Below are 25,569 nucleotides of genomic sequence, written 5' to 3' on the forward strand. Positions count from 1 at the left end.
AACCCGGAACGCTCCCGCGCGGGACGCCATCAGTCCCCGTCCTTCCCCAACGCCCCCAGAATCCGCTCCGCCGCCAACGTCGCCGTGATCTCCCCCTCCCGCACAGCCCGCTCCACCTCCGGCGTCACCTCCCGTACCGCCGGATCCGAGCGCAGCCGTCCCAGCAGCTCATCCCGGACCATGCTCCACGTCCAGTCGACCTGCTGGTCCCGGCGTTTGGCGGCCAGTCGGCCCGTGCCGTCCAGGAGCGCTCGGTGTTGTTCCAGGCGCTCCCAGACCACATCCAGGCCCAGCAGTTCCCGCGCGCTGCAACTCAGCACCGGTGGCGTCCAGGACGCGTCCTTGCCGTGCATCAGCCGCAGCGCGCCCGCCAGTTCCCGTGCCGCCGCCTGCGCGTCGCGCTCGTGCGGGCCGTCCGCCTTGTTCACGGCGATGACGTCCGCCAGCTCCAGGACGCCCTTCTTGATGCCCTGGAGCTGGTCGCCGGTCCGGGCGAGGGTCAGGAGGAGGAAGGAGTCGACCATGTTGGCGACCGCCGTTTCCGACTGGCCTACGCCTACCGTTTCGACCAGGACGACGTCGTAGCCCGCCGCCTCCATCACCACGATCGACTCGCGTGTCGCCTTGGCGACCCCGCCGAGCGTTCCGGCCGTGGGGGAGGGGCGGACGAACGCCGCCGGGTCCACCGCCAGCCGTTCCATCCGGGTCTTGTCGCCGAGGATCGAGCCACCCGTACGGCTGGAGGAGGGGTCCACGGCCAGGACCGCGACCCGGTGCCCCAGCCCCGTCAGCATCGTGCCGAACGCGTCGATGAACGTTGACTTCCCGACGCCCGGCACCCCGCTCACCCCGATCCGCCGCGCCCGCCCGCTGTGCGGCAGCAACTCGGTCAGCAGGTCCTGGGCCAGGACCCGGTGGCGGGGGCTGGTGGACTCGACGAGGGTGATCGCGCGGGCCACCAGAGCGCGCCTGCCGTCGAGTACGCCCTTCACATATGTATCGAGGTCGATCATGCGGGCCACCGTGGATCAGAGCCCGTGCCCGAGGTCGGACGCCAGCCGCTCCACCAGGTCGTACGCCGCGTCCGGGATCACCGTCCCCGGTGGGAACACCGCCGCCGCGCCCATCTCCAGCAGCGTCGGCACGTCCTGCGGGGGGATCACCCCGCCGACCACGATCATGATGTCCTCCCGGCCCTCCGCCGCCAGCTCCTCGCGCAGCGCCGGTACGAGGGTCAGGTGCCCGGCGGCCAGTGAGGAGACGCCGACAATGTGGACGTCCGCCTCCACCGCCTGCCTCGCCACCTCGCCCGGCGTCTGGAACAGCGGGCCGACATCGACGTCGAAGCCCAGGTCGGCGAAGGCCGTCGCGATCACCTTCTGGCCCCGGTCATGGCCGTCCTGGCCCATCTTGGCGACCAGGATGCGCGGCCGACGGCCCTCCGCCTCCTCGAAGGCGTCCACCAGGGCACGGGTGCGGTCCACGGACGGGGACTCGCCGGCTTCGTTGCGGTACACCCCCGAGATCGTACGGATCTGGCTCGCGTGCCGCCCGTACACCTTCTCCAGGGCGTCCGAGATCTCGCCCACCGTCGCCTTCGCGCGGGCGGCGTTCACCGCCAGCTCCAGGAGGTTGCCCTCGCCGCCCGCCGCCCGGGTCAGCGCGTCCAGGGCATGACGGCAGGCGTTCTCGTCGCGCTCCTCGCGCAGCCGCCGCAGCTTCTCGATCTGCTGCGTGCGCACCGAGGAGTTGTCGACCTTCAGGACATCGATCTGCTCGTCCGTCTCCACCCGGTACTTGTTCACGCCGATCACCGGCTGCCGCCCCGAGTCGATCCGGGCCTGCGTCCGCGCCGCCGCCTCCTCCACCCGCAGCTTGGGAATGCCCGCGTCGATGGCCTGCGCCATACCGCCCGCCTGCTCGACCTCCTGGATGTGCTGCCAGGCCCGGCGCGCGAGGTCGTACGTCAGTTTCTCCACGTACGCGCTGCCGCCCCACGGGTCGATGACCCGGGTCGTCCCCGACTCCTGCTGGATGAGCAATTGAGTGTTGCGGGCGATCCGCGCCGAGAAGTCGGTCGGCAGGGCCAGCGCCTCGTCCAGCGCGTTGGTGTGCAGGGACTGGGTGTGGCCCTGCGTGGCCGCCATCGCCTCCACGCACGTACGCGTCACGTTGTTGAAGACGTCCTGCGCGGTCAGCGACCAGCCCGAGGTCTGTGAATGCGTCCGCAGGGACAGCGACTTGGTGTTCTTCGGGTCGAACTGCTTCACCAGCTTCGCCCACAGCAGGCGCGCGGCCCGCAGCTTGGCGACCTCCATGAAGAAGTTCATGCCGATCGCCCAGAAGAAGGAGAGCCGGGGCGCGAACGCGTCCACGTCCAGACCGGCCTCCCGGCCCGCCCGGAGGTACTCCACCCCGTCCGCCAGGGTGTACGCCAGCTCCAGATCGGCCGTCGCACCCGCCTCCTGGATGTGATAGCCGGAGATGGAGATGGAGTTGTAGCGGGGCATCCGCTGCGAGGTGAAGGCGAAGATGTCGGAGATGATCCGCATCGACGGCTTCGGCGGATAGATGTACGTGTTGCGGACCATGAACTCTTTGAGGATGTCGTTCTGGATGGTCCCCGCGAGTTTCTCCGGCGGCACCCCCTGCTCCTCCGCCGCCACGATGTACAGCGCCAGGACCGGCAGCACGGCCCCGTTCATCGTCATCGAGACGGTCATCCTGTCCAGTGGGATGCCGTCGAAGAGCTGGCGCATGTCGTAGATCGAGTCGATCGCCACGCCCGCCATGCCGACATCGCCCGTCACCCGAGGATGGTCGCTGTCGTAGCCCCGGTGCGTCGGCAGGTCGAAGGCGACCGACAGGCCCTTCTGACCGGCCGCCAGATTCCGCCGGTAGAAGGCGTTCGACTCCTCGGCCGTGGAGAACCCCGCGTACTGGCGGATCGTCCAGGGCTGATTGACGTACATCGTCGGGTACGGGCCGCGCAGATACGGGGCGATGCCCGGATAGGTGGCCAGGAAGTCCAGGCCCTCCAGGTCCCGCCCGGTGTACAGCGGCTCGACCGTGATGCCCTCCGGGGTCTCCCAGAGCAGATCGTCGCCGCCGGCGGCCTTCTTCACCGCCGTACGCCAGTCGTCCGGGCCGCCCTCGACCGTGGGCGTGCCCAGCTCGATCCCGGAGAAGTCGGGGACGGTCATCACGACACTCCCATGCGGTCGAGGGCGGCGGACAGCACGGCCACCGCGTCACAGCCGGCGAAGACATAGGTGTCCACCCCGGAGTACTGGGCGGGGCGGCCCGCGAGGAACACCTGCGTGGCGCCCGCCGACCGCAGCTCCCCGGCCACCGCCCCCGCCCGCTCCTCGTACAGCGCGTCACTGGAGCACAGGCAGACCTCGCGCGCCCCGCTCTCCGCGAAGGCACCCTCGGTGACCGGCTCGATGCCGCCCGCCTGGAACAGGTTGGCGGCGAAGGTGAGCCGCGCGGTGTGCGCGGCGGCCGGGCCCAGCGCGGCCAGATACACGCGGGGACGGGCGCCGGTCGCGGCCAGATGGGCGTCGGAGCGGGCGCGCAGCGCCGCGAAGTCCTCGTCGCGCCGTACGCGCGGCAGTCCGCCGGACGGCGGCTCGGGCACCGGCTCCCGCACCACCGGCTTCTCCGCGAGGAACGGGAACTCACTGACCCCGGTGATCGGCTCCCGCCGCTCGGCCAGCTTCGCCTTGCGCACGGACCAGGTCTCGGCCAGCCGGTCCGCCACCAGCCCCGAGCGCAGCGCCGCCGCCTGACCGCCCGCCCGCTCGATCTCCTGGAAGAACTCCCAGCCCGCGTGGGCGAGTTCATCGGTCAGCCGCTCCACGTACCAGGAGCCGCCCGCCGGGTCGATCACCCGGGCCAGATGGGCCTCCTCGATGAGGATCGTGGAGGTGTTGCGGGCGATCCGGCGCGCGAACGCGTCCGGCCGGCCCAGCGCGTGATCGTACGGCAGTACGGTCACCGCGTCCGCGCCGCCCACCCCGGCCGCCAGCGCGGCGACCGTCGCGCGCAGCATGTTCACCCACGGGTCGCGGGGCGTCGTCATCACCGAGGACGTCACGACATGCTGCCGCTGCGGGCTCGGCGCCCCGCACACCTCACCGACCCGCGCCCACAGCCGCCGCGCCGCGCGCAGCTTGGCGATGGTGAGGAACTGGTCCGCGGTCGCCGCGTACCGGAACTCCAGCTGCGCGCACGCCTCGGCCGCGCTCAGCCCGGCCCCGGTCAGCTCCCGCAGATACGCCACGCCGGTCGCCAGTGAGGCGCCCAGCTCCTGCGCCGCCGACCCGCCCGCCTCGTGGTACGGCAGCGCGTCCACGGTCAGCGCCCGCAGCCCGGTCGGTGCGGCCAGTCGCGCGAGCCCGGTCACCTGCGCCAGGTCGTACGGCTGCTGCCCGGTGCGGGCCTCCAGCCCCAGCGGATCGGCGCCCAGATTGCCGCGCAGCGCCTGCGGAGCCACCCCCCGCTCCTCCGCGAGCCGCAGCAACTCCCGTGCCGCGGGCTCGACTTCCGCCCCGGCCTCCAGCACCACCGGTGCCAGATCCAGATAGACCCCGTCGAGCACGGAGGCCAGCGCGGCGACCGGGATGTCGGGCTCGCCGACCACCAGCCACAGTGAGCTGACCCCGTTCTCCAGATCGGCGAGCACGGCTGAGTTGTCGGCCGCCGCGTGCCGCTGCCGCACGTCCCAGCCGCCGACCGTGGCGCCCTCGGGCGTACCACCCCGTACGAACGGGGCAAAGCCGGGCAGCCCGGGGTCGGGCGCGGTGTCCCGCGCGGTGTACAGGGGGCGGGTGGTGAGCCCGTCCTCCAGCGGCGTGGACAAGGCGTCCTCCGCCGCGGCACCCGAGACTTCCCTGCCCGACTTTCGCAGGACACCCTCGACGAGGCGCTGCCACTGCTCATGCGTCGCTTCCGGGAACTCGGCGGCCAGGGAGAGCCCGTCGTCAGGCAGGACCGTCATGTCTCGGATGCTAGGACAGATCGACGAACGAGCAGCAGTGGGCGCGGCTGTGACCTTCTTCTCCTAGGGGGTGTGACGCGCCACGCTAGGGGGTGTGAGGGGGGTGTCAGGGGGGTGGTGGGGGGTGCGAGGGGGGCCGGTGGGCGGCCACTGAGCGGGTACTGGAGGGGCGCTGGGCGGGCGCTGGAGACGCGCTGGAGACGCGCCGGACGGACGGGCGCTGGAGGGATAGGGCGCCAGGCCGTATGGGGCCGCCGGGGGTGCCGGCTCCCCCGTCCCGTCGGCTCCGCCGGTTCACCCCCTCCCCGCCGCGCCCCGCCGGCCCCGCCGCGCCCCGTCGGCTACGCCAGCCCCGCCAGTTCCTCCGCCGTCAGCGGCCCCCGCTGTCCCGCCGCGAGCAGTCCCCGCGCCCGCAGCAGCCCGGCCGCCGCCACGCCCCACGGCAGCCGCAGTCCCGCCGCCGCCAGCAGGTCCGTCCGGGCGAGGGACGCGGCCACCGGCCCGGTGTGCACCCCGTCCGGGGTGAGCAGGGCGGCATCGTCGGCCCAGCGCAGGGCGAGATCCACGTCATGGGTGGCCATGACCACCGTCGTGCCGCCCGCCCGCAGCCCGTCCAGCGTCCCCAGCAGCCGCTCCTGCCCGTCCGGGTCGAGCCCGGCCGTCGGCTCGTCCAGGATCAGCACCCGGGGCCGCATGGCGACGGCTCCGGCGATCGCGGTCCGCTTGCGCTGGCCGTACGAGAGCAGATGCGTGGGCCGATCGGCCAGTGGGGTGATGTCCAGCGCGGCCAGCGCCTGAGCCACCCGCGCCCGCACCTCACCGTCCGGCAGCCCGAGGTTCAGCGGCCCGAACGACACGTCCTGTCCCACCGACGCCGCGAACAGCTGATCGTCCGGGTCCTGCACCACCAGCTGCACACTCGTCCGCAGCCGGGTCAGTCCCTTGCGGTCGTACGACACCACCCGCCCGTCGACCGTCAGCTCCCCGGCGTCCGGCCGCAGCCCGCCGCTGAGCAGCCGCATCAACGTGGTCTTGCCACTGCCGTTGCGCCCCAGCAGCGCCAGCGCCCGCCCCTCGCACACGCCGAAGTCCAGCCCGGTGAGCACGGCGGGCCCGTCCTCGTACCCGAAGGAGACGCCCCGCAGGGCGACCAGAGGGACATCACTCATCTCAGCGGCCTTTCAGTACGAGGGTCAGGGCGCCCAGCGCGACCAGCAGCGCCACGCTGCCCGCCACGAAACGGGCGGACACCCGGGCCTCGGGGACCAGCACCCGCAGGGTGCCGTCGTAGCCGCGCCCGGCGAGCCCGGCCTGGAGCCGCGCGGCCCGGTCGAAGGCCCGCACGAACGCGGTCGCGCCCAGCCCGGCCAGCGAGCGCCACCGCGCGGCCCGCGTGGTGTGCCCGAGCCGCGCCCCCTGCGCGTCCCGGATCCGCCGCACCGAGTCCAGCAGCAGAAAACTCATCCGGTACGTCACCAGCGCCACGTCCACCACGGGCGCGGGCACCCCGGCCCGCACCAGCCGGGGCAGCAGATCGGACATGGGGGTGGTGAACGCGAACAGCAGCACCCCGAGCGAGGCGGCCGACGTCCGCAGCAGCAGTTCCCCGGCGCGCACCGGCCCGCCGTCCGCGAGCCCGACGAACCCGCCGGGTCCGCCGACCCGCACCAGCAGCGGCAGCGCGCCGGTCACACAGAAGCCCAGCGGCACCCGGTAGGCCCGCCACAGCTTGCGGCCGGGCACCCCGGCCGGGCCCAGCAGCACCGTGAGGGCCGCCGCCAGCACCAGCGCGGCCCCCGGCCAGGGCGGCAGGGAGATCGCCAGCACGGTCAGACCGAGCCCGAGCACGGCCTTGTCCACGGGATGACGGCGGCGCCAGCGACTGCTGTGCGCCGCCGCGTCGATCGGCAGCACGCGGGCTCAGCCCCGGGAGACGGCCGCACCGCCGCCGCCCTCGGCGCCCTCGGTGCCCCCGCCGCCCTCCCGGGCCGCCGCCGCCCGCTCCTCGCCCTGCCGTCGTCCGCGTCGCAGTCCGAAGTAGTAGGCGAGCACGCCCGCGCCGATCGCCGCCTGCAAGGCGAACAGGGCCGACTCGATCTCCCCGGACGGCGGTTCGTACAGCGGCGAGAACCAGGGCTCGTAATCCGGCCGGATCTCGGTGATCGCCGTCTCCGCCTCGGCGTCGGCCCCGGCGAACGGCTCCTCCTTGTGGTCGCCGAGCCCGAGGGCCAGCGGCAGTACCGCGAGGGCGGCCACCGCGAGCAGCAGCAGCGCATTGATCCGCGTAGCGCGCTTCACTTGGCCACCGCCTCCTGCTCGCCCTTGCGGTGCTGCTCGCCCTTGCGGGTCAGCAGCACGCCGAGCCGGGTCAGCTCGCCCTTGCTGGACTGCACCAGCAGCCGCATCACCAGCACCGTGAGCAGACCCTCGCTCACCGCGAGGGGGATCTGGGTGACGGCGAAGATGGCGCCGAACTTGCCGAGCGCGCCCACGAATCCGCTGCCCGGGTCGGGGAAGGCCAGCGCGAGCTGCACACTGGTCACGCAGTACGTGGACAGGTCGGCGACGAAAGCGCCGAAGAACACGGCGACCATCAGCGGCACGTCGTAGCGGCGCAGCAGCTTGTAGACGGCGTAGCCGGCCCAGGGCCCGACGATCGCCATGGAGAAGACATTGGCGCCGAGCGTGGTCAGCCCGCCGTGGGCCAGCAGCAGTGCCTGGAACAGCAGGGTGATGGTGCCCAGCACCGCCATGATCGGCGGCCGGAACAGAATGGCGCCGAGACCGGTGCCGGTCGGGTGGGAGCAGCTCCCGGTGACCGAGGGCAGTTTCAGCGCGGACAGGACGAACGTGAAGGCCCCGGAGGCCCCGAGCAGCAAGGTGCTCTCGGGATGCTCCCTGACCTCACGGGTGAGTGAACGGACTCCGTGGACGACGAACGGCGCCGACGCGACAGACCAGGCGATCGCGTGGGCCGGGGGCAGAAAACCCTCGGCTATGTGCATGGCTCAGCAGACCCTCTCCAGCACCTCGTGGATGGACGACGCGCCTTGGCCGGTCTCCTGGCTGACGGGTACCACCGCCCATGCCCCGCCTTCCCGGATCACAACGATCCAGTGGCTGCCCGTGAGGGCCGGAGCCGGACTTCCCGATCACAGTGGCGAGGGCCGCACCGGCATCACACCGGATTTCCCGTTCACCAAGGCGTGGCGACAGTAGTGCGCGGATCGGGCCATGACAAGCAGGGACGGACCGGGCGCAGCGGCCGGAGCCGGCGTCGCCGGGCGGGGCCTGGACCGGAGCCGGACGGGTGTGGGCTATCCCACCTGTCCCAGCCCCCTGTCCCACCCACCCCACCCACCCCGCCTACCCCACCTGTCCGTCCTGCGCTCTCGCCGTCGCCGACGGACTGGGCGCGGGGGAGGCGGTGTTGACCCCCAGGTCGGGGCGCGGGGCGAGGACCACGACCGGGGCGCCGGGCTGCGGGGGCGGCGGGGTCAGCTGGTCCTTGGGGAGCTTGGGCGGGGTGGTCTGCTGGAAGTTGACCTGGTCATGGTTGACCAGCCCGGTCTTCTCCAGCACGGTGATGTGGTCCAGCACGGTGTCGTTGGCGAGGTCGGCCAGCTGCCGTACCAGCGTGTTGCGGGTGTTGGCGCGGGTCTTGGCGACCACGGGGAAGATCTGACCGTGGGTGACCCGCATGATCTGCACGGCCGTGGAGTCGAAGGACCTGCCCTGCTCGGCGGCGACCGTGGCCACGAACTGCTGCTGCTGGGGGCTCGCCTGGTTCGGCAGCGTGATGTCGAGATCCGGCGCGATCTCGTGGCACAGCTCGTCCAGCCCGGCGTGTCCGACGATCAGATGCTTGCCCGCCTCCTTCATCTCCGGTGTCGTGCCCCGCTCCATCGCCAGCTCGCCCAGCGGGTACTCCCAGAGCCCGGCGGCCCGCACCTTCACCACGAAGTCACGGTCCGCCTCGGTCAGCGGCCCCCACTGGGTGTTGGCGATGATCCGGTTCTGGTCACCGGCCGTGTTCTCGACCCCCAGCATGGCCGGATAGGCGAGCGCGGTGAGGGTAAGACCCATGGCACCGAAGACGAAGACGCTCCCCACCTTGGTGCGGGAGATGGGCATGCGGCCTCCTGACACGAACGGGCACGTGCGGCGGGTACGACACGTTCGACCTACAGGGCACGTACGACGCGCACGACTTGTACGACAGGAGATACGGACGCCCGTCCCGGATCCGTCACCGGGGCGGGAGAATTTTCCCCGGCGGACCTGTGCAGTACGTCACACATCTGTCCGAGCCGGTCGCACACCGTGTCGCTGTTCGGCCGAACGGGTGACTTGCCGTAAGAATGGCTGGTGCAGGAGATGAGAACGAGGCAGATCGGGGGGAGCCGGTGAACAGTCGCGACGTCACCGATGAACAGTGGGAAGGGCTCGCTCAGGTCGTACCCCTGAGGGGACGTGACGCCTGGCCGTCCGCCGTGGACCACCGGGCCCGGCCGGACGCGGAGACCGAGGCGCGCCGCCGCTTCGTCGTCCTGCGGGTCAATATCTTCGCCGACGCCCGCGAGGTCGCCGAGACCCTCATGGCCGGCATCCCGGTCCTCCTCGACCTCACCGGCGCCGAGGGCGATGTCGCCAAGCGGGTCCTCGACTTCAGTACGGGCGTGGTCTTCGGCCTGGCCAGCGGGATGCACCGGGTGGACCGCAATGTCTTCCTGCTGACCCCGCCGGGCACGGAGGTGCAGGGCCTGATGGCGGGGGTGGGCGGGCCGGGCGCCTGAGGGCCGGGTCCCGGCCGGACGCCACGCCACGTCACGTCACGTCACGTCACGTCACGCTTCGCCCGTTCGTAGGAAGAACGCGGCGCCGAAACGGTTCAGCCGAGTACGACCGTCATACGTTCACCGGCATGCCCAGGTCCGTCGAGGGGCGTCCCGGCGGGGCGCGTCCGTATCTCACCGAGTTGCGTCTGTCGGCGTTCGCCGGCCATCTGCGGGGTGTCTTCCCGCTGGGGCCGGTGACCTTGTTCGCGGGGCCCAGCGGGAGCGGGAAGAGCAGCGCGCTGCGGGCGTACGAGGCGCTGGCGCGGCTCGCCGGGGGAGCGGAGCTGGGGGAGGTGTTCGCCGACCCGGGCGCGTGCGTTCCCGAGCGGGCCCGGCCCGATGCCCAGCGGCGCCGGGGATTCCGTATCGGCTGCACGGCCGACGGGCCCCGGGGGCGGGTACGGCTGGACGTCGCCGTACAGGCCGAGCCCGATCTGCGGATCGTGGGCGAACGGCTCTCCGCCGACGGGGTGGTGCTGCTGGAGACCGCGCTGCGCGACCCCGGCCGCCGGGCGGTGCAGGCGGCGTGGCACACCGCCGGATCCGCCCAGGTGACCCGCGCCCCGCTGCCCGACGACCGGCTCGGCACGCCGTTGCTGCCGCTGCGGGTGGCGGGGCGGACCGAGGGACAGCGCCGGGTGCTGGCCGCCGCCGAACAACTGGTGGTGGCCCTGCGGTCCGTCTTCCCGGTCGATCCCCGCCCCGCCCGGATGCGCGACCCGGTGCCCGTCGGCGCCGCCCGGCTGCGCGGCGGCTGCGACAACCTCGCCGGGGTGCTGTGGCGCCTCCGCGAGGAGGAGGATTGCGGGGGCCGCCACGCCCGCTTCGTCGCGGCCGTCCGTTCCGGCTGCCGGGGCCCGGTGCGGGACGTGTACGCCGAACCGTGCGCGCCGGGCACGGTCCGCGCCCTGCTCGACCGTGGCGCCGGACTGCGTACGGAGCTGGCCCGGCTCGGCGACGGCGAGTTGCGGTATCTCGCGCTCGCCCTGGTGCTGCTCACCGGCCCCGGCGTGCTGGAGGTCGGCCCGCCCGGTGAGGTGCCTCCGGCGCTGCGGTCCCTGACGGTGCTCGCCGACGGCCTCGACCGGGGCCTGGACGCACGTCAGCGCGCCGAGCTGCTGCGGCTCGCCACCGACGCGGCCGGGCCCGGTCACTTCCGGTGCGTCGCGGCGGTGAGCGACGCCGACTGGGCCCGGGGAACGCCCGGGGTGACGGTGGTACACCTTGATCCGTGAGTGATGAATCAGTGAGCGGTCAATCAGCGAGCGGCGCATCCGGGAGCGGGGAATCCGGCGGTGGTGGACGGCGACTCGACGTACCGGCCCTGCAACGCCGTCTCGCCGACTTCGCCGCGGCCCGCGACTGGCAGCCGTACCACACCCCCAAGAATCTGGTCGCCGCGCTGAGCGTGGAGGCGTCCGAACTGGTCGAGATCTTCCAGTGGCTGACGCCCGAGCAGTCGGCGCGGGTGATGGACGACCCCGGGGCCGCGCACCGGGTGCGGGACGAGGTCGCCGATGTGCTGGCGTATCTGCTCCAGCTGTGCGAGGTGCTCGGCGTCGACCCGCTCGCCGCGCTGGACGCCAAGATCGACCGTAACGAACAGAGATTCCCGGCGCCTTGAAGCACCGGGGGCGCCCGGTCGGCCGGTGTCTGTGATCTTCTGTGCTCCGAGTGACGGGGCGGCATCACGGACGAGTCAGGACAACTCGGGGACCGAACCAATCCATTTTCACTCTGTGTAGTCAAATCGGGGCCCGAATCCGAATCGTTGTCCGCAGATTTCCGCCTTCCTCTAGCTTTTCGTCTCACGGACCCTCACTCTGGGTAGTGGACAACGGAGTTCGGGCGGACGCGCGGACCAGCGCGCGTCTTGACAGACGGGGGCGGCCCATGGACGCGGTGCGGCTCATCGTGACGAGCAGGCGTGCGCTGGCGGCGAGCGATGCCATGACCGACACATTGCGGGAGGTGTGGCAGGCCCAGTGCCTGGCACAGGCGATCGGCAGCAGACTCGCGGTGTTCGGCCCACCGGAGCTGCGCGGCGAGGCGCTCGGCCTGACCGAGCTGGCGGGCCGGGGCTGTGGAGTCCTGGACGAACCGCACCTCGCCCCCGGTGAGTTGCGCGCGGCCCAGCTGACCGAGCTGGGCGACACCCGGCAGGCCCTGACCTACCTCTGCGGACTCCTCGGCGAGGTGGGCATCGCCCTCGTCGGCGTGGCCTGCTCGGCGGCCGACGAGGGGACGTACTGGCAGTGCATGGAGGCCATCGACGCGGCGGACGAGTCCCGCGACCGAGTCCGCGAGCTGCTCCGCAAACTGGCGGACCGGGAGGCGGCGGCGTTACCCGAACGGGAGGCGGGGTAGGCCCCGGCCGTCCCCGGCCGCCTCCCCGACGCGCACGCCCCGCCAAGGGATGGACGAAGTTCACCCGACCGAGGAGCGCCCCGCAGGGGTGGACCGGCGCGATCCGGCGGGGGGCCAGGGGGCAGGATGGAGGCCATGGATCTGCGCATCTTCACCGAGCCCCAGCAGGGCGCCACGTACGACACGCTCCTCACCGTCGCCAAGGCCACCGAGGACCTCGGGTTCGACGCATTCTTCCGGTCGGACCACTTCGTCAAGATGGGCTCCGTCGACGGTCTGCCCGGACCCACCGACGCCTGGATCACCCTGGCCGGTCTCGCCCGCGAGACCCGGCGCATCCGCCTCGGCACCCTCATGACCGCCGGCACCTTCCGGCTGCCCGGCGTCCTCGCCATCCAGGTCGCGCAGGTGGACCAGATGTCCGGGGGCCGCATCGAGCTGGGGCTCGGCGCGGGCTGGTTCGAGGACGAGCACCAGGCGTACGGCATCCCCTTCCCGAAGGAGAAGTTCGGCCGTCTGGAGGAGCAGCTCGCCATCGTCACCGGCCTGTGGGAGACCCCCGTCGGCGACACCTTCGACTTCGACGGCACCTACTACCAGCTCAAGAACTCACCCGCACTGCCCAAGCCCGCCCAGGCGAAGGTCCCCGTGCTGATCGGCGGCCACGGCGCCACCCGCACCCCCCGCCTGGCCGCCCGCTACGCCGACGAGTTCAACATGCCCTTCGCCTCCATCGAGGACAGCGAGCGCCAGTTCGGCCGGGTGCGCGCCGCCGCCGAGGAGGCCGGCCGCAAGGGTGACGACCTCGTCTACTCCAACGCTCTCATCGTCTGCGTCGGCAAGGACGACCAGGAAGTCGCCCGCCGCGCCGCCGTCATCGGCCGCGAGGTCGACGAGCTGAAGACCAACGGCCTGGCCGGTTCCCCGGCCGAGGTGGTCGAGAAGATCGGCCGCTACGCCGAGATCGGCGCGAGCCGGATCTACCTCCAGGTTCTCGACCTGGACGACCTCGACCACCTGGAGCTGATCTCCGCACAGGTGCAGTCCCAGCTGTCGTAACCGCCCGCGCGATAACCGAAGGCGCCGGTCACACCCCGCGTGCGACAGTAGGACCGTCGTCCTGCCGAGCCCCCAGGATCACCTTCCTGGGGGCTTTCGCGCGCACGGCACCCCCTACGACAGATACGACAGACGACAGATACGACAGACGACCGTCCACGACAGGCGACGACCGTCCAGCCGGAGAGGCCCTCCGCATGTTCCTGACCATCAGCACCACCGGCGTACCCGAACGCCCCGCCACCGACCTCGGTTTCCTGCTGCACAAGCATCCTGACAGGGCGCAGGCGTTCTCCACCTCCTACGGCACCGCGCACGTCCTCTACCCCGAGGCGGACGCGGATCGCTGCACGGCGGCGCTGCTGCTGGAGGTCGACGCGGTGGCGCTGGTGCGCCGGAACAAGGGCAAGGGCCGCGGCGGCGCCCCGGACGCGGCCCTCGCGCAGTACGTCAACGACCGCCCCTACGCCGCCTCCTCCCTCCTCGCGGTCGCCCTGAGCGCCGTCTTCTCCAGCGCCATGCGCGGAGTGTGCGACGCGCTGCCCGACCGCGCCGCCCAGCCGCTGCCGCTGCACATCGAGGTGCCCGCGCTGCCCGCCCGGGGCGGCCCCGCCGTCGTACACGCCCTGTTCGAGCCGCTGGGCTGGACGGTCACCGCCGAACCCGTGCCGCTGGACGACCGGTTCCCCGAGTGGGGCGACTCGCGCTACGTCCGGCTGGTCCTGGAGTCCGAGACCCTCACCCTGGCCGCCGCGCTGCGGCATCTGTACGTGCTGCTGCCGGTCCTGGACGACGCCAAGCACTACTGGGTCGCCCCCGACGAGGTCGACAAGCTGCTCCGGGCCGGTGAGGGCTGGCTGCCCGGACACCCCGAGCAGAAGCTGATCACCAGCCGCTATCTGTCCCGCCGCTGGTCCCTGACCCGCGACGCCATGGAGCGGCTGGAACTGGCCCGGCTCGCCGAGACCGACGACAGCCAGGCCGAGGAGATCGACAACGCCGTCGAGGCCGACACCGAGGAGGCCCCCCAGCCCACCCCTCTCGCCGTCCTGCGGCGCGACGCGATCCTCACCGCGCTGCGCGCGTCCGGTGCCGCCCGGGTCCTGGACCTCGGCTGCGGGCAGGGCCAGCTGGTACAGGCGCTGCTCAAGGACGTCCGGTTCACCGAGATCGTCGGGGTGGACGTGTCGATGCGGGCGCTCACCGTCGCCGCCCGGCGGCTGAAGCTGGACCGGCTGGGGGAGCGGCAGGCCTCGCGCCTCCAGCTGATCCAGGGCTCCCTCCTGTACACGGACCGGCGGCTCAAGGGGTACGACGCCGCCGTGCTCAGCGAGGTGATCGAGCACCTCGACCTGCCCCGGCTGCCCGCCCTGGAGTACGCGGTCTTCGGCGCGGCCCGGCCCCGCACGGTCGTGGTGACCACCCCCAACGTCGAGTACAACGTCCGCTGGGAGTCCCTCCCGGCCGGGCATGTCCGGCACGGCGACCACCGCTTCGAGTGGACGCGGGCACAGTTCCGCGCCTGGGCGGAGGCGGTCGCCGCCCGGCACGGGTACGCCGTGGAGTACCGGCCCGTGGGACCCGACGACCCCGAGGTCGGGCCGCCCACCCAGCTCGCCCTGTTCACCCTGACCGCCGACGAGGAGGCGAAAGCGGCATGACCGAGACCCCTGTGACCGAGACCCGGGAGACACCCGAGGCCGGGCGGAGCCTGCCCGTCACCGATCTCTCCCTGGTCGTCCTGGTCGGCGCCTCCGGCTCGGGCAAGTCCACCTTCGCCCGCCGCCACTTCAAGCCCACCGAGGTGATCTCCTCCGACTTCTGCCGGGGCCTGGTCTCCGACGACGAGAACGACCAGGGCGCCACCCGCGACGCGTTCGACGTGCTCCACTACATCGCGGGCAAGCGGCTGGCGGCCGGCCGCCGTACGGTCGTGGACGCCACCAGCGTGCAGCCCGAGGCCCGGCGGGGGCTGATCGCGCTGGCCCGGGAGCACGACGTACTGCCCATCGCGATCGTCCTCGACGTACCGGAGTCGGTGTGCGCCGCGCGCAACGCGGCCCGCGCCGACCGGGCCGGCATGCCGCGCCGGGTGATCCAGCGCCACATCCGCGAACTCCGCCGCTCCCTGCGCCTCCTGGAGCGCGAGGGCTTCCGCAAGGTGCATGTCCTGCGCGGCGTCGAGGAGATCGAGACCGCGACCGTCCGTACCGAGAAGCGGTTCAACGACCTCACCCACCTCACCGGCCCCTTCGACATCATCGGCGACATCCACGGCTGCGCGTCCGAACTGGACTCGCTGCTCGGCAAACTCGGCTACACCGACGGCGTGCACCCGGACGGCCGGACCGCCGTGTTCGTCGGCGACCTGGTCGACCGCGGCCCCGACAGCCCCGGTGTGCTGCGCCGGGTGATGGCGATGGTGAAGTCCGGCAACGCGCTGTGCGTGCCCGGCAACCACGAGAACAAGTACGGCCGCCACCTGCGCGGGCGCCCGGTGCGGCCCACGCACGGGCTCGCGGAGACCCTCGCGCAGATGGACGGCGAGAGCGCGGAGTTCCGGCGCGAGGTGGGCGAGTTCATCGACGGGCTGGTCAGCCACTACGTCCTGGACGGCGGCAAGCTGGTGGTCTGCCACGCCGGGCTGCCGGAGAAGTACCACGGCCGCACCTCCGGCCGGGTCCGCTCGCACGCGCTGTACGGCGAGACCACCGGGGAGACCGACGAGTTCGGGCTGCCGGTGCGCTACCCGTGGGCGGAGGACTACCGGGGCCGGGCGGCCGTGGTCTACGGCCACACCCCGGTCCCCGAGGCCACCTGGCTCAACAACACCATCTGCCTGGACACCGGCGCCGTCTTCGGCGGCAAGCTCACCGCGCTGCGCTGGCCGGAGCGGGAACTGGTCGACGTACCGGCGCAGCGGGTCTGGTACGAGCCGGTGAAGCCGCTCGCCTCGCGGGCGCCCGGCGGGCAGGACGGACGGCCGCTGGATCTGGCGGACGTACAGGGGCGCCGGGCGGTCGAGACCCGGCACGCCGGGCGGATCGCGGTCCGGGAGGAGAACGCGGCGGCGGCCCTGGAGGTCATGAGCCGCTTCGCCGTCGACCCGCGTCTGCTGCCGTATCTGCCGCCCACCATGGCACCGACGGCGACCAGCGCGGCCGAGGGCTTTCTGGAGCACCCGGTGGAGGCGTTCGCGCAGTACCGGGACGACGGGGTCGAGCGGGTCGTGTGCGAGGAGAAGCACATGGGCTCGCGGGCCATCGCCCTGGTCTGCCGGGACGCGGACGCGGCGGCCCGCCGCTTCGGCGTCGACGGCCCCACCGGCTCCCTCTACACCCGCACCGGCCGCCCGTTCTTCCCGGACGGGCCGATGACCGGGCAGAGCCTGGACCGGCTGCGCGCGGCGATCGACGCGGCGGGACTCTGGACCGAACTGGACACGGACTGGCTGCTGCTGGACGCGGAGCTGATGCCGTGGTCGCTGAAGGCGTCCGGGCTGCTGCGCACCCAGTACGCGGCGGTCGGCGCCGCCGCCGGGGCGGTCTTCCCCGGCGCCCTGGCCGCGCTCCAGGGCGCGGCGGCCCGCGGTGTCGACGTGACCGGCCTGCTGGCCCGCCAGCGGGAACGCGCCGCGCACGCCGACGCGTTCACCGAGGTCTACCGGCGCTACTGCTGGCCCACCGACGGCCTGGACGGCGTCCGCCTGGCACCGTTCCAGGTGCTCGCCGCCCAGGGCCGCAGCCTCGCCGCCCTGCCGCACGACGAACAGCTGACCCTGCTGGACCGGCTGGTCGAGCACGACACCACCGGCCTGCTCCACACCACCCGCAGGCTGTACGTCGACACCACCGACCCGGCCTCCGTCGCGGCCGGCGTCGACTGGTGGCAGGAGATGACCGGCCGGGGCGGCGAGGGCATGGTCGTCAAACCGCTCGCCGCCCTCGTGCGCGACCCGCAGGGACGGCTGGTGCAGCCCGGCCTGAAGGTACGCGGGGTGGAATACCTGCGGCTGATCTACGGCCCCGACTACACCCGCCCCGACCACCTGGACCGGCTCCGCCGCCGCTCCCTGAACCACAAACGCTCCCTCGCCCTGCGCGAGTACGCCCTCGGCCTGGAGTCCCTGGACCGCCTGGCCGACGGCGAGCCGCTGTGGCGCGTGCACGAGACGGTGTTCGGGGTGCTGGCCCTGGAATCGGAGCCGGTGGACCCTCGGCTCTGACCATCCGGTCCGGGGGGGGAGGGGAGGAGCGGGGCGGCTGGGGCGGTGTTGGTGGGCCCCGGCCGGGGTCCCTTGGGCCTGGCGGGTGGGACTCCGGTTGTGGTCTTCGGGACGACCGGGTCCCGGCGTCCTGGCGTCCCGCGTCCTGGCGTCCCGCGCTGTGGAGCGTGACCCCGCCGACCCGCACCCCCTCGCCGGGTGCGCCGCCCTGCCCGCCGGTCCGGCTGCCCGCCGCTGAGCCGCTCCCGTGTGAAACAGGGGTGAACGTCTGCCCGAATGGTCAGGATGGAGACATGGCATACCACGTCGACTCCGAGGCCGGGCGGCTGCGCCGCGTCATCCTGCACCGGCCCGATCTTGAGCTCAAAAGGCTCACCCCCAGCAACAAGGACGCGCTGCTCTTCGACGATGTGCTGTGGGTGCGCCGGGCGCGCGCCGAGCACGACGGCTTCGCCGACGTCCTGCGTGAGCGCGGTGTCGAGGTCCATCTGTTCGGCGAGCTGCTCACCGAGGCCCTGGAGATCCCGGCGGCCCGCGCGCTCGTACTGGACCGGGTCTTCGACGAGAAGGAGTACGGCCCACTGGCCACCGACCCCCTGCGGGCCGCGTTCGCGGCGCTGCCCGCCGGGGAACTGGCCGAGGCGCTGGTCGGCGGCATGACCAAACGGGAGTTCCTCCAGGCCCACCCCGAGCCGACCTCCGTCCGCTTCCACGCGATGGAGACGGACGACTTCCTCCTCGGGCCGCTGCCCAACCATCTCTTCACCCGTGACACCTCCGCCTGGATCTACGACGGTGTCTCCATCAACGCCATGCGCTGGCCCGCCCGGCAGCGCGAGACCGTCCACTTCGAGGCGATCTACCGTCATCACCCGCTCTTCCGGGACGACACCTTCCACGTCTGGTCCGAGGGACAGGCCGACTATCCCTCCACCATCGAGGGCGGGGACGTACTGGTGATCGGCAACGGCGCCGTGCTCATCGGAATGAGCGAGCGGACCACCCCGCAGGCCGTCGAGATGCTCGCCCACAAGCTGTTCGCGGCCGGTTCCGCGACCACGATCGTGGCGCTGGACATGCCCAAGCGACGCGCCTTCATGCATCTGGACACCGTGATGACGATGGTCGACGGCGACACCTTCACCCAGTACGCCGGGCTCGGCATGCTCCGCTCCTACACCATCGAACCCGGCGCGGGCGACCGGGACCTGAAGGTCACCGACCATCCGCCGGAGCACATGCACCGGGCCATCGCCGCCGCCCTCGGCCTCAACGAGATCCGGGTGCTGACCGCCGTCCAGGACGTGCACTCCGCCGAGCGCGAGCAGTGGGACGACGGCTGCAATGTCCTCGCCGTCGAGCCGGGGGTCGTCGTCGCGTACGAACGCAACGCGACCACCAACACCCAGCTGCGCAAACAGGGCATCGAGGTGATCGAGATCCCGGGCAGCGAGCTGGGGCGGGGGCGGGGCGGTCCGCGCTGCATGAGCTGTCCGGTGGAGCGGGACCCGGTGTAGGGCCGGGGAGGGGAGACGAGGGAGGGCGGGGGAGGGGAGACGAGGGGGCGGAGGCAGGGCGGCGGGTGCCGGGTCCGGGGGTGCGGGGGTACCGGCGCGCGGTGCGCGGGTATCGGGCGTGCGCCACATCGTCGTATAAGAATTCTGAAGCTCGTATACACTTCCATTCGACCGCCGTCCCCCGTCGTCCCGACCTTGGAGCGCCCATGGCGACCGTTCCGACCGCCCTCGCCGGGCGCAGCTTTCTCAAAGAGCTGGACTTCAGCCGTGCGGAGTTCCTCGGGCTGATCGAGCTGGCCGCCGAGCTGAAGGCGGCCAAGCGGGCCGGGACCGAGACCCGGTACCTGGACGGGAAGAACCTCGCGCTGATCTTCGAGAAGACCTCCACCCGTACCCGCTGCGCCTTCGAGGTCGCGGCGGCCGACCAGGGTGCCGCGACCACGTATCTGGACCCCTCCGGCTCACAGCTCGGGCACAAGGAGTCCGTGCGGGACACCGCGCGGGTGCTGGGCCGGTACTACGACGGGATCGAGTACCGCGGGGACAGCCAGCGGGCGGTGGAGGAGCTGGCGGAGTACGCCGGGGTGCCGGTCTTCAACGGGCTCACCGACGACTGGCACCCCACCCAGATGCTCGCCGACGTCCTGACCATGACCGAGCACCGCGCCGGGCCGCTCACCGACACCGCCTTCGCCTATCTCGGCGACGCCCGCTTCAACATGGGGAACTCCTACCTGATCACCGGCGCGCTGCTCGGCATGGACGTGCGGATCGTCGCCCCCGGGTCCTACTGGCCCGCGCAGCCGGTCATCGACCGGGCGCGGGCGCTCGCGGAGGCCAGCGGGGCCCGGATCACGCTCACCGAGTCGGTGGCGGAGGGCGTGCGCGGCGCGCACTTCGTGGCCACCGACGTCTGGGTCTCCATGGGCGAGCCCAAGGAGGTGTGGGAGGAGCGGATCGCCGCGCTGGTGCCGTACGCCGTGACCATGGACGTGCTGCGGGCCACCGGCAATCCGGACGTGAAGTTCCTGCACTGTCTGCCGGCCTTCCACGACCTGGGGACCAAGGTCGGCCGGGAGATCCACGAGCGGTTCGGTCTGACCTCTCTCGAAGTGACCGACGAGGTCTTCGAATCGCAGCACTCGGTCGTCTTCGACGAGGCCGAGAACCGGCTGCACACCATCAAGGCGGTGCTGGTCGCCACGCTGGCCTGACCGGGCGGGGGCCCCAAGGACCACGAGGGGGCTACGAGGACTACGACGGCTCCGGGGGCCGGTACTGGGCCGGCAGCGCGGGCAGTTTGAACCACACCGCCTTGCCGGTCTCGGTGGCGCGGTGGCCGCAGTCGGCGCTGAGAGTGCGGATGAGCAGCAGCCCGCGCCCGTTCTCCTGCCAGGGGTCGGGTGCGTGGTCCGGGGGCTGGGTCAGCTCGGTCGGCGGTGCCGGGTCGGGGTCGTGCACCTCGACGTGGCAGCCGGAGGGCAGCAGATCCAGGATCAGTTCTATCGGGCCGTCGCCGGCGGTGTGCTCGACTGCGTTCGCGACCAGCTCTGCCGTCAGCAGTTCGGCCGTGTCGCAGTCGGCCCCGTGCTTCAGCTCGGCCAACGCGGTGCGCACCAGGGCACGGGCGATGGGCACCGCCACGGCCGAGCGTGGCAGCGCGATACGCCAGGAGGCGGAGGCGGTGGGGCGATCGTGCACGGTATGTCCGTTCATGGCGCAGGAAATCCCTGGAGGAGACTCGGGTCGTCCTGCTTTCAACGATAGGGAGGGCGCGACGCCGTCGACAGAGTCACTGGTCGGGCGTCGCCGGGACTTTCGGACCCCGATGCCGGGCGAGTACCGGGCGGGCATCGGGCGACCTACTTGAGGGAACGCCGTGCGCCGCACGGCCGATCCCCGCTGCTCCCCTTGTTACCGCGTTATTGACATCTGAAGGGAAAGCGGTGACGGAAGGGACGCCGGGTGCGTGGCCCGTTGCTCTCCGTGACCGATTTCCGCCGCGTGGGCGCGATCAGTCGCATTCGGGCCACTGGAAGGCGCCGATCACCGCCCCCCCAGGGGCGCGGGGAACTGCGCGACCAGCCACCACGCACCCGCACCCGCCGACGCACCCCACCCACCCCCATCGCCCGGCATGCCGAAAGGCCCAGTCCCTGAGCGTCAGCTCAGGAACTGGGCCCTCCGGCGCGGGCGGAGCTACCCCTCCACCATCCCCGCCGTCAGCGTCGCCCCATCCGCCGGGTCGATCAGAATGAACGCGCCCGTGCGCCGGGACACCGCGTACGGGTCCAGCGCCAGCGGCTCCGCGGTGCGCAGGGTGATCCGGCCGAGGTCGTTGGCCGCGAGGACCTCCGCCCCCGTCAGGTCGGTGACCTTGGCCTGCACGGTCCGGGTGGTGTGCCGGACGAGCACCCGGTCACCGATCCGCAGCGGCCGGTCGGCGAGATGGCAGACGGCCGCGCGCACCTCCCGCGTGAGGGCGGGCGGCTCCGCGCCCGTCGTGATCAGGTCACCGCGCGCGATGTCCCGCTGCCCGGCCAGACGCAGGCTCACGGACTGCGGGGCGTGCGCCGACCCGGCGGGGGTGCCCAGGACGTCGATGCCGGTGATCTCGGTGGACTCGCCGTACGGCAGGACCGTCACCCGGTCGCCGACCGTCAGCGTCCCCGACACCAGCTGGCCCGCGTAGTGCCGGGCGTCGCCGTGCCGGATGACGTACTGGACCGGGAAACGGGCGGGCGCCCCGGTCCGCTCCGCGCCCACCGGCACCCGCTCCAGGAACTCCAGCAGCGCCGGGCCCTCGTACCAGCCGGTCCGCGCCGAGCGCTCGACCACGTTGTCACCGGCCAGCGCCGACACCGGGACGGGTGTGAAGCCGGGCAGGTCCAGGCGGGCGGCGTGGCCCGCGAAGTCCTCCACGATCCGCTCGAAGACCTGCTGCTCGTAGCCGACGAGGTCCATCTTGTTCACGGCGAGGACGATGTGCGGGACGCGCAGGAGGGCGGCGATGGCGGCGTGGCGGCGGGTCTGTTCGACGACGCCGTTGCGGGCGTCGACGAGGATGACGGTGAGTTCGGCGGTGGAGGCGCCGGTGACCATGTTGCGGGTGTACTGCACGTGGCCGGGGGTGTCGGCGAGGATGAAGCGGCGCCGGGTGGTGGCGAAGTAGCGGTACGCCACGTCGATGGTGATGCCCTGTTCGCGCTCGGCGCGCAGCCCGTCGGTGAGCAGCGCCAGATCGGGGGCGTCCCCGCGCGAGGCCCGGGTCACGGCCTCCAACTGGTCGGTGAGCACCGACTTGGAGTCGTGCAGCAGTCGGCCCACCAGGGTGGACTTGCCATCGTCCACGGAACCGGCGGTCGCGAACCGCAGGGTGTCGACGTCCGTGCCGTGGATTGCAGTCGTGCTCATGGCTAGAAGTACCCCTCGCGCTTACGGTCCTCCATCGCGGCCTCCGACAGCTTGTCGTCGGCGCGGGTGGCGCCGCGCTCGGTGAGCCGGGAGGCGGCGATCTCCGCGATGACCTTCTCGATGGTGTCGGCGGTGGAGTCCACCGCCCCGGTACAGGACATGTCGCCCACGGTCCGGTAGCGGACCCGGCGCTTCTCGACGGCCTCCGTCTCGCGCGGCCCGCCCCACTCCCCGGCCGTCAGCCACATCCCGCCCCGCTGGAACACCTCGCGGTAGTGGGCGTAGTAGATGTCGGGCAGCTCGATGCCCTCGCGGGCGATGTACTGCCAGACGTCCAGCTCGGTCCAGTTGGAGAGGGGGAACACGCGGACGTGTTCGCCGGGGGCGTGCCGTCCGTTGTAGAGGTTCCACAGTTCGGGGCGCTGGCGGCGCGGGTCCCACTGGGAGAACTCATCGCGCAGCGAGAACACCCGCTCCTTCGCCCGCGACTTCTCCTCGTCGCGCCGCCCGCCGCCGAACACCGCGTCGAAGCGCCGCTCCTGGATGGTCTCGGTCAGCGGCACGGTCTGGAGCGGGTTGCGGGTGCCGTCGGGGCGCTCGCGCAGGGCACCGCGGTCGATGTAGTCCTGCACGGAGGCGACGTGGAGCCGCAGTCCGTGCCGTTCGACCGCGCGGTCCCGGTAGGCGAGGACCTCGGGGAAGTTGTGCCCGGTGTCCACGTGCAGCAGCGAGAAGGGCACGGGCGCGGGCGTGAACGCCTTCAGCGCCAGATGCAGCATGACGATGGAGTCCTTGCCGCCGGAGAAGAGAATCACCGGCCGCTCGAACTCGCCCGCCACCTCACGGAAGACATGGACCGCCTCGGACTCCAGCGCGTCCAGGTGGGAGAGGGTGAAGCCGGTCATGCGAGCCCCCTCGCCACCAGCAGCGCGTGCACCGAGTCGGCCGACTCGCGCGCTGTCCGGTCCTGTGTCCTGAGCACCAGCGCCGGGTCCACCGGCTCCTCGTACGGGTCGTCCACGCCGGTCAGTCCGGTCAGCTCACCGGCGGCCTGCTGGGCGTACAGCCCCTTCACGTCCCGCTCGCTGCACACCGTGACCGGCGTGGCGACATGCACCTCGACGTACGGGGTCCCGCTCGCCTCGTGCCGTGTGCGCACCGCCTCGCGGCTGTCGGCGTAGGGGGCGATGACGGGGACCACGGAGAGCACGCCGTTGCGGGCCAGCACCTCCGAGACCAGGCCGATGCGCTGGACGTTGGTGTCCCGGTCCGCGCGGGAGAAGCCCAGCCCGGCGGAGAGGAAGCGGCGGATCTCGTCGCCGTCGAGGACCTCCACCCGGTGTCCCTCGGTCCGCAGCCGGTCCCCGAGGAGGCGGGCGATCGTGGTCTTCCCCGCGCTCGGCAGCCCCGTGAGCCAGACGGTGGCTCCTTGCGCTCTGGCCGTGCTGGTGGTCATGCGCAGCAATCCTCGTTTCTTCCCCGGCATATGACCCGATGGACGCTAGGTAAGAAACTTGAGAAGAGGGCAAGAGGAGCCTGAGGGTTCCCTTAGCGCCCCAGGATGTGCCGGACGTCACACCGGCACCGGGTTTGCCGCATACGGGGTCACACCCCCGCACACATGCGGTTCCGTGTCCCGCCGTCAGACCTCCACGAACCCGGTTTCCCGTGTCCCGCGGTCACACCCCCACGAACCCGGCCCCCGCGTCCCGCAGCCGCTCGTGCAGTTCCCGGAAGACGGCCGCCGAGCGCGCCCCCGGCCAGTCGGCGGGCAGCAGCCGGGCGGGCAGGCCGGGGTCGGTGTAGGGGAGGTGGCGCCAGGAGTCCAGGGCGAGGAGATAGTCGTGGTACGCCTCCTCGGACGGGGTGTCGGCACGTGTGCGCCAGGCGGTGAGCACCGGGCCGTGGCGGTCGAGGAACGCCTCGTGCTCCTTGGCGAGGGCGGCCAGGTCCCACCAGCGGGCCACCGCCTCGGTGGTCGGCGCGAACCCGAGGTGCTCGCCCCGGAACAGATCGACATAGCCGTCCAGACGCAGCTGGTGCAGGGCGTGCCGGGTCTCCTCGTACAGCCGCGCGGGAGCGATCCACACGCCGGGGGCGGCCGTGCCGAAGCCGAGGCCGGACAGCCGGGAGCGCAGTATGTGCCGCTTCTGCCGCTCGAACTCCGGTACCGAGAACACCGCGAGCACCCAGCCCTCGTCGCCGTCCGGCGGTGGCGCGTACATGCGTCGATCGCCGTTCTGGAGCAACTTCTGTGCGTCCGCCGAGAGTTCGTATCCGGCGGCGCCCTCGGCGGTGCGGGCGGGCAGCAGCAGCCCGCGCCGTTTCAGCCGCGACACCGAGGACCGTACGGAGGGCGCGTCGACGCCCACCGCGGCCAGCAGCCGGATGAGTTCGGCGACGGGCACGGGACCGGGGAAGTCACGGCCGTACGCACCGTAGAGGGTGACGATGAGGGACCGCGGAGCATGCTGGTCGGACACGATGATCATCTTAGGCATGCGGTATCGGCGCTGGTCACCTCAGGTCTCCCCGCCGCCGATCGGCCGTCAATCTGCCGTCAATCGGTAGGGAATCGCCACCGTTGGAGTGACGTTCACGGGCATCGGCCCGTTGGAGCGCTGTCTGTGGTAAGGCCACTAGGCACCCCATGAGCCTCACCACAGGAGGTCCCCCCATGCTCCCCCGACCGCTCACTCGCCCCGTCCTCGGTGCCGTCGCCGCGCTCGCGCTCGCGCTGGCCGCCGCGCCCGCCACCGCCGGGCCCTTCGAGTCGGTGACCGTCGATCCGGTCGGCAAGATCGCCGCCGACGGCACGGTCACCCTGTCCGGCACCTACCGCTGCCTCGGCAGCACGGGCCTGGTCTTCGTCAGCTCCTCCGTCGCGCAGAGCGAGAAGAACGTCCGCCACGGCATCGGCGGCAGCCGCGCGGTGTGCGACGGCGCCGAGCACCGCTGGACCAACACCGGCAAGCCGTCGCCCGACGTCCTGAAGCCGGGTGCGGCGAGCGTCGAGGCGACGGTCACCGAACTGCGTTCCCAGGGCGGCCTGCCGCTGCCGAGCTTCCACGCGGCGGGTACGTGGGACATCACCCTGGTGCGCGGCTGACCCGGACGGGGCGCCGCACACAGGGAGAGGCCCCGGGC

Annotated in this window: 23 protein-coding genes and 1 riboswitch; of the genes, 10 read left to right on the plus strand and 13 right to left on the minus strand. The window is 72.3% G+C overall.

Annotated elements, in window-relative coordinates:
• Positions 1 to 29 precede the first annotated feature (29 nt).
• The 8 genes from meaB to ACFXAZ_RS16910 all read right to left on the minus strand — a co-directional run bounded on the left by meaB (position 30) and on the right by ACFXAZ_RS16910 (position 9,136).
• A complete protein-coding gene (meaB, locus tag ACFXAZ_RS16875; protein WP_384590909.1) occupies positions 30 to 1,013 on the minus strand; it encodes a methylmalonyl Co-A mutase-associated GTPase MeaB in 984 nt (327 codons plus the stop codon).
• 15 nt (positions 1,014 to 1,028) lie between these two features.
• A complete protein-coding gene (scpA, locus tag ACFXAZ_RS16880) occupies positions 1,029 to 3,203 on the minus strand; it encodes a methylmalonyl-CoA mutase (RefSeq protein ID WP_384590912.1) in 2,175 nt (724 codons plus the stop codon).
• Positions 3,203 to 5,002, minus strand: a complete 1,800-nt coding sequence (locus ACFXAZ_RS16885; protein ID WP_384590915.1) for a methylmalonyl-CoA mutase family protein — start codon at positions 5,000 to 5,002, stop codon at positions 3,203 to 3,205. Before ACFXAZ_RS16885 ends, scpA begins: the two co-directional genes overlap by 1 nt.
• A 341-nt stretch (positions 5,003 to 5,343) precedes the next feature.
• Complete coding sequence (locus ACFXAZ_RS16890) at positions 5,344 to 6,171, minus strand: energy-coupling factor ABC transporter ATP-binding protein (RefSeq protein ID WP_384590918.1); 828 nt, start codon at positions 6,169 to 6,171, stop codon at positions 5,344 to 5,346.
• 1 nt (position 6,172) lies between these two features.
• Positions 6,173 to 6,916, minus strand: coding sequence for a cobalt ECF transporter T component CbiQ (gene cbiQ, locus ACFXAZ_RS16895; RefSeq protein ID WP_384590921.1), 744 nt, complete (start codon positions 6,914 to 6,916; stop codon positions 6,173 to 6,175).
• Between the two features lie 6 nt (positions 6,917 to 6,922).
• Positions 6,923 to 7,300, minus strand: coding sequence for an energy-coupling factor ABC transporter substrate-binding protein (locus ACFXAZ_RS16900; RefSeq protein ID WP_384590924.1), 378 nt, complete (start codon positions 7,298 to 7,300; stop codon positions 6,923 to 6,925).
• Positions 7,297 to 8,007, minus strand: coding sequence for an energy-coupling factor ABC transporter permease (locus ACFXAZ_RS16905; RefSeq protein WP_384590927.1), 711 nt, complete (start codon positions 8,005 to 8,007; stop codon positions 7,297 to 7,299). Before ACFXAZ_RS16905 ends, ACFXAZ_RS16900 begins: the two co-directional genes overlap by 4 nt.
• Positions 8,008 to 8,036: 29 nt before the next feature.
• Positions 8,037 to 8,221, minus strand: a riboswitch (cobalamin riboswitch).
• A 147-nt stretch (positions 8,222 to 8,368) separates the two neighbouring features.
• Positions 8,369 to 9,136, minus strand: coding sequence for a DUF4142 domain-containing protein (locus ACFXAZ_RS16910; protein WP_384590930.1), 768 nt, complete (start codon positions 9,134 to 9,136; stop codon positions 8,369 to 8,371).
• Positions 9,137 to 9,363: 227 nt separating this feature from the next.
• On the opposite strand from ACFXAZ_RS16910, the gene ACFXAZ_RS16915 reads away from it, so the two are divergent.
• From ACFXAZ_RS16915 to argF, 9 genes are all read left to right on the plus strand, one after another.
• Positions 9,364 to 9,798, plus strand: a complete 435-nt coding sequence (locus tag ACFXAZ_RS16915; RefSeq protein WP_384590933.1) for a cell division protein SepF — start codon at positions 9,364 to 9,366, stop codon at positions 9,796 to 9,798.
• A gap of 128 nt (positions 9,799 to 9,926) precedes the next feature.
• A complete protein-coding gene (locus ACFXAZ_RS16920) occupies positions 9,927 to 11,075 on the plus strand; it encodes an AAA family ATPase (protein WP_384590936.1) in 1,149 nt (382 codons plus the stop codon).
• An 89-nt stretch (positions 11,076 to 11,164) separates the two neighbouring features.
• Entirely contained in the window at positions 11,165 to 11,464 is a 300-nt protein-coding gene (locus ACFXAZ_RS16925; RefSeq protein WP_384590983.1) for a nucleotide pyrophosphohydrolase, read from the plus strand.
• 269 nt (positions 11,465 to 11,733) lie between these two features.
• Positions 11,734 to 12,207 (plus strand): DUF6099 family protein, encoded by a 474-nt coding sequence (locus tag ACFXAZ_RS16930; RefSeq protein WP_384590939.1) that lies wholly within the window; start codon positions 11,734 to 11,736, stop codon positions 12,205 to 12,207.
• Between the two features lie 135 nt (positions 12,208 to 12,342).
• Positions 12,343 to 13,266 carry an LLM class F420-dependent oxidoreductase gene (locus tag ACFXAZ_RS16935; protein ID WP_384590942.1) on the plus strand — a complete coding sequence of 308 codons (924 nt, stop codon included), beginning with the start codon at positions 12,343 to 12,345 and terminating at the stop codon, positions 13,264 to 13,266.
• 197 nt (positions 13,267 to 13,463) lie between these two features.
• Positions 13,464 to 14,927, plus strand: a complete 1,464-nt coding sequence (locus tag ACFXAZ_RS16940) for a 3' terminal RNA ribose 2'-O-methyltransferase Hen1 (RefSeq protein ID WP_384590945.1) — start codon at positions 13,464 to 13,466, stop codon at positions 14,925 to 14,927.
• Entirely contained in the window at positions 14,924 to 17,491 is a 2,568-nt protein-coding gene (locus tag ACFXAZ_RS16945) for a polynucleotide kinase-phosphatase (RefSeq protein WP_384590948.1), read from the plus strand. The genes ACFXAZ_RS16940 and ACFXAZ_RS16945 overlap by 4 nt, the downstream gene beginning before the upstream one ends.
• Positions 17,492 to 17,784: 293 nt before the next feature.
• Positions 17,785 to 19,008 (plus strand): arginine deiminase, encoded by a 1,224-nt coding sequence (locus tag ACFXAZ_RS16950; protein WP_384590951.1) that lies wholly within the window; start codon positions 17,785 to 17,787, stop codon positions 19,006 to 19,008.
• Between the two features lie 206 nt (positions 19,009 to 19,214).
• The gene (gene argF, locus ACFXAZ_RS16955; RefSeq protein WP_384590954.1) at positions 19,215 to 20,222 is read left to right on the plus strand and encodes an ornithine carbamoyltransferase; all 1,008 of its coding nucleotides are present in this window, start codon (positions 19,215 to 19,217) and stop codon (positions 20,220 to 20,222) included.
• A gap of 40 nt (positions 20,223 to 20,262) precedes the next feature.
• On the opposite strand, the gene ACFXAZ_RS16960 is transcribed toward argF, so the two are convergent.
• The 5 genes from ACFXAZ_RS16960 to ACFXAZ_RS16980 form a co-directional block, all read right to left on the minus strand.
• On the minus strand, positions 20,263 to 20,724 hold the full coding sequence (locus ACFXAZ_RS16960) for an ATP-binding protein (protein WP_384590957.1): 462 nt from the start codon (positions 20,722 to 20,724) through the stop codon (positions 20,263 to 20,265).
• 483 nt (positions 20,725 to 21,207) lie between these two features.
• Positions 21,208 to 22,422 carry a sulfate adenylyltransferase subunit 1 gene (locus ACFXAZ_RS16965; protein ID WP_384590959.1) on the minus strand — a complete coding sequence of 405 codons (1,215 nt, stop codon included), beginning with the start codon at positions 22,420 to 22,422 and terminating at the stop codon, positions 21,208 to 21,210.
• Between the two features lie 2 nt (positions 22,423 to 22,424).
• Positions 22,425 to 23,327 (minus strand): sulfate adenylyltransferase subunit CysD, encoded by a 903-nt coding sequence (gene cysD, locus ACFXAZ_RS16970; protein ID WP_384590962.1) that lies wholly within the window; start codon positions 23,325 to 23,327, stop codon positions 22,425 to 22,427.
• Positions 23,324 to 23,878 (minus strand): adenylyl-sulfate kinase, encoded by a 555-nt coding sequence (cysC, locus tag ACFXAZ_RS16975; protein ID WP_384590965.1) that lies wholly within the window; start codon positions 23,876 to 23,878, stop codon positions 23,324 to 23,326. The genes cysD and cysC overlap by 4 nt, the downstream gene beginning before the upstream one ends.
• A 223-nt stretch (positions 23,879 to 24,101) precedes the next feature.
• Entirely contained in the window at positions 24,102 to 24,914 is an 813-nt protein-coding gene (locus ACFXAZ_RS16980) for a PaaX family transcriptional regulator C-terminal domain-containing protein (RefSeq protein WP_384590986.1), read from the minus strand.
• Positions 24,915 to 25,099: 185 nt separating this feature from the next.
• Here ACFXAZ_RS16980 and ACFXAZ_RS16985 point away from each other — a divergent pair, with 185 nt between their 5' ends.
• Entirely contained in the window at positions 25,100 to 25,531 is a 432-nt protein-coding gene (locus ACFXAZ_RS16985) for a DUF6299 family protein (protein WP_384590968.1), read from the plus strand.
• Positions 25,532 to 25,569 lie beyond the last annotated feature (38 nt).

It is taken from the genome of Streptomyces sp. NPDC059477, from assembly GCF_042749375.1.
Taxonomy (GTDB): domain Bacteria; phylum Actinomycetota; class Actinomycetes; order Streptomycetales; family Streptomycetaceae; genus Streptomyces.

What these genes read in the sequence shown, in the direction of transcription:
- meaB (WP_384590909.1), bottom strand. Translation starts at nt 1,013, where the DNA reads ATGATCGACCTCGATACATATGTGAAGGGCGTACTCGACGGCAGGCGC.
- scpA (WP_384590912.1), bottom strand. Translation starts at nt 3,203, where the DNA reads ATGACCGTCCCCGACTTCTCCGGGATCGAGCTGGGCACGCCCACGGTC.
- ACFXAZ_RS16885 (WP_384590915.1), bottom strand. Translation starts at nt 5,002, where the DNA reads ATGACGGTCCTGCCTGACGACGGGCTCTCCCTGGCCGCCGAGTTCCCG.
- ACFXAZ_RS16890 (WP_384590918.1), bottom strand. Translation starts at nt 6,171, where the DNA reads ATGAGTGATGTCCCTCTGGTCGCCCTGCGGGGCGTCTCCTTCGGGTAC.
- ACFXAZ_RS16905 (WP_384590927.1), bottom strand. Translation starts at nt 8,007, where the DNA reads ATGCACATAGCCGAGGGTTTTCTGCCCCCGGCCCACGCGATCGCCTGG.
- ACFXAZ_RS16910 (WP_384590930.1), bottom strand. Translation starts at nt 9,136, where the DNA reads ATGCCCATCTCCCGCACCAAGGTGGGGAGCGTCTTCGTCTTCGGTGCC.
- ACFXAZ_RS16915 (WP_384590933.1), top strand. Translation starts at nt 9,364, where the DNA reads ATGGCTGGTGCAGGAGATGAGAACGAGGCAGATCGGGGGGAGCCGGTG.
- ACFXAZ_RS16920 (WP_384590936.1), top strand. Translation starts at nt 9,927, where the DNA reads ATGCCCAGGTCCGTCGAGGGGCGTCCCGGCGGGGCGCGTCCGTATCTC.
- ACFXAZ_RS16930 (WP_384590939.1), top strand. Translation starts at nt 11,734, where the DNA reads ATGGACGCGGTGCGGCTCATCGTGACGAGCAGGCGTGCGCTGGCGGCG.
- ACFXAZ_RS16935 (WP_384590942.1), top strand. Translation starts at nt 12,343, where the DNA reads ATGGATCTGCGCATCTTCACCGAGCCCCAGCAGGGCGCCACGTACGAC.
- ACFXAZ_RS16940 (WP_384590945.1), top strand. Translation starts at nt 13,464, where the DNA reads ATGTTCCTGACCATCAGCACCACCGGCGTACCCGAACGCCCCGCCACC.
- ACFXAZ_RS16945 (WP_384590948.1), top strand. Translation starts at nt 14,924, where the DNA reads ATGACCGAGACCCCTGTGACCGAGACCCGGGAGACACCCGAGGCCGGG.
- ACFXAZ_RS16950 (WP_384590951.1), top strand. Translation starts at nt 17,785, where the DNA reads ATGGCATACCACGTCGACTCCGAGGCCGGGCGGCTGCGCCGCGTCATC.
- argF (WP_384590954.1), top strand. Translation starts at nt 19,215, where the DNA reads ATGGCGACCGTTCCGACCGCCCTCGCCGGGCGCAGCTTTCTCAAAGAG.
- ACFXAZ_RS16960 (WP_384590957.1), bottom strand. Translation starts at nt 20,724, where the DNA reads ATGAACGGACATACCGTGCACGATCGCCCCACCGCCTCCGCCTCCTGG.
- ACFXAZ_RS16965 (WP_384590959.1), bottom strand. Translation starts at nt 22,422, where the DNA reads ATGAGCACGACTGCAATCCACGGCACGGACGTCGACACCCTGCGGTTC.
- cysD (WP_384590962.1), bottom strand. Translation starts at nt 23,327, where the DNA reads ATGACCGGCTTCACCCTCTCCCACCTGGACGCGCTGGAGTCCGAGGCG.
- cysC (WP_384590965.1), bottom strand. Translation starts at nt 23,878, where the DNA reads ATGACCACCAGCACGGCCAGAGCGCAAGGAGCCACCGTCTGGCTCACG.
- ACFXAZ_RS16980 (WP_384590986.1), bottom strand. Translation starts at nt 24,914, where the DNA reads ATGATCATCGTGTCCGACCAGCATGCTCCGCGGTCCCTCATCGTCACC.
- ACFXAZ_RS16985 (WP_384590968.1), top strand. Translation starts at nt 25,100, where the DNA reads ATGCTCCCCCGACCGCTCACTCGCCCCGTCCTCGGTGCCGTCGCCGCG.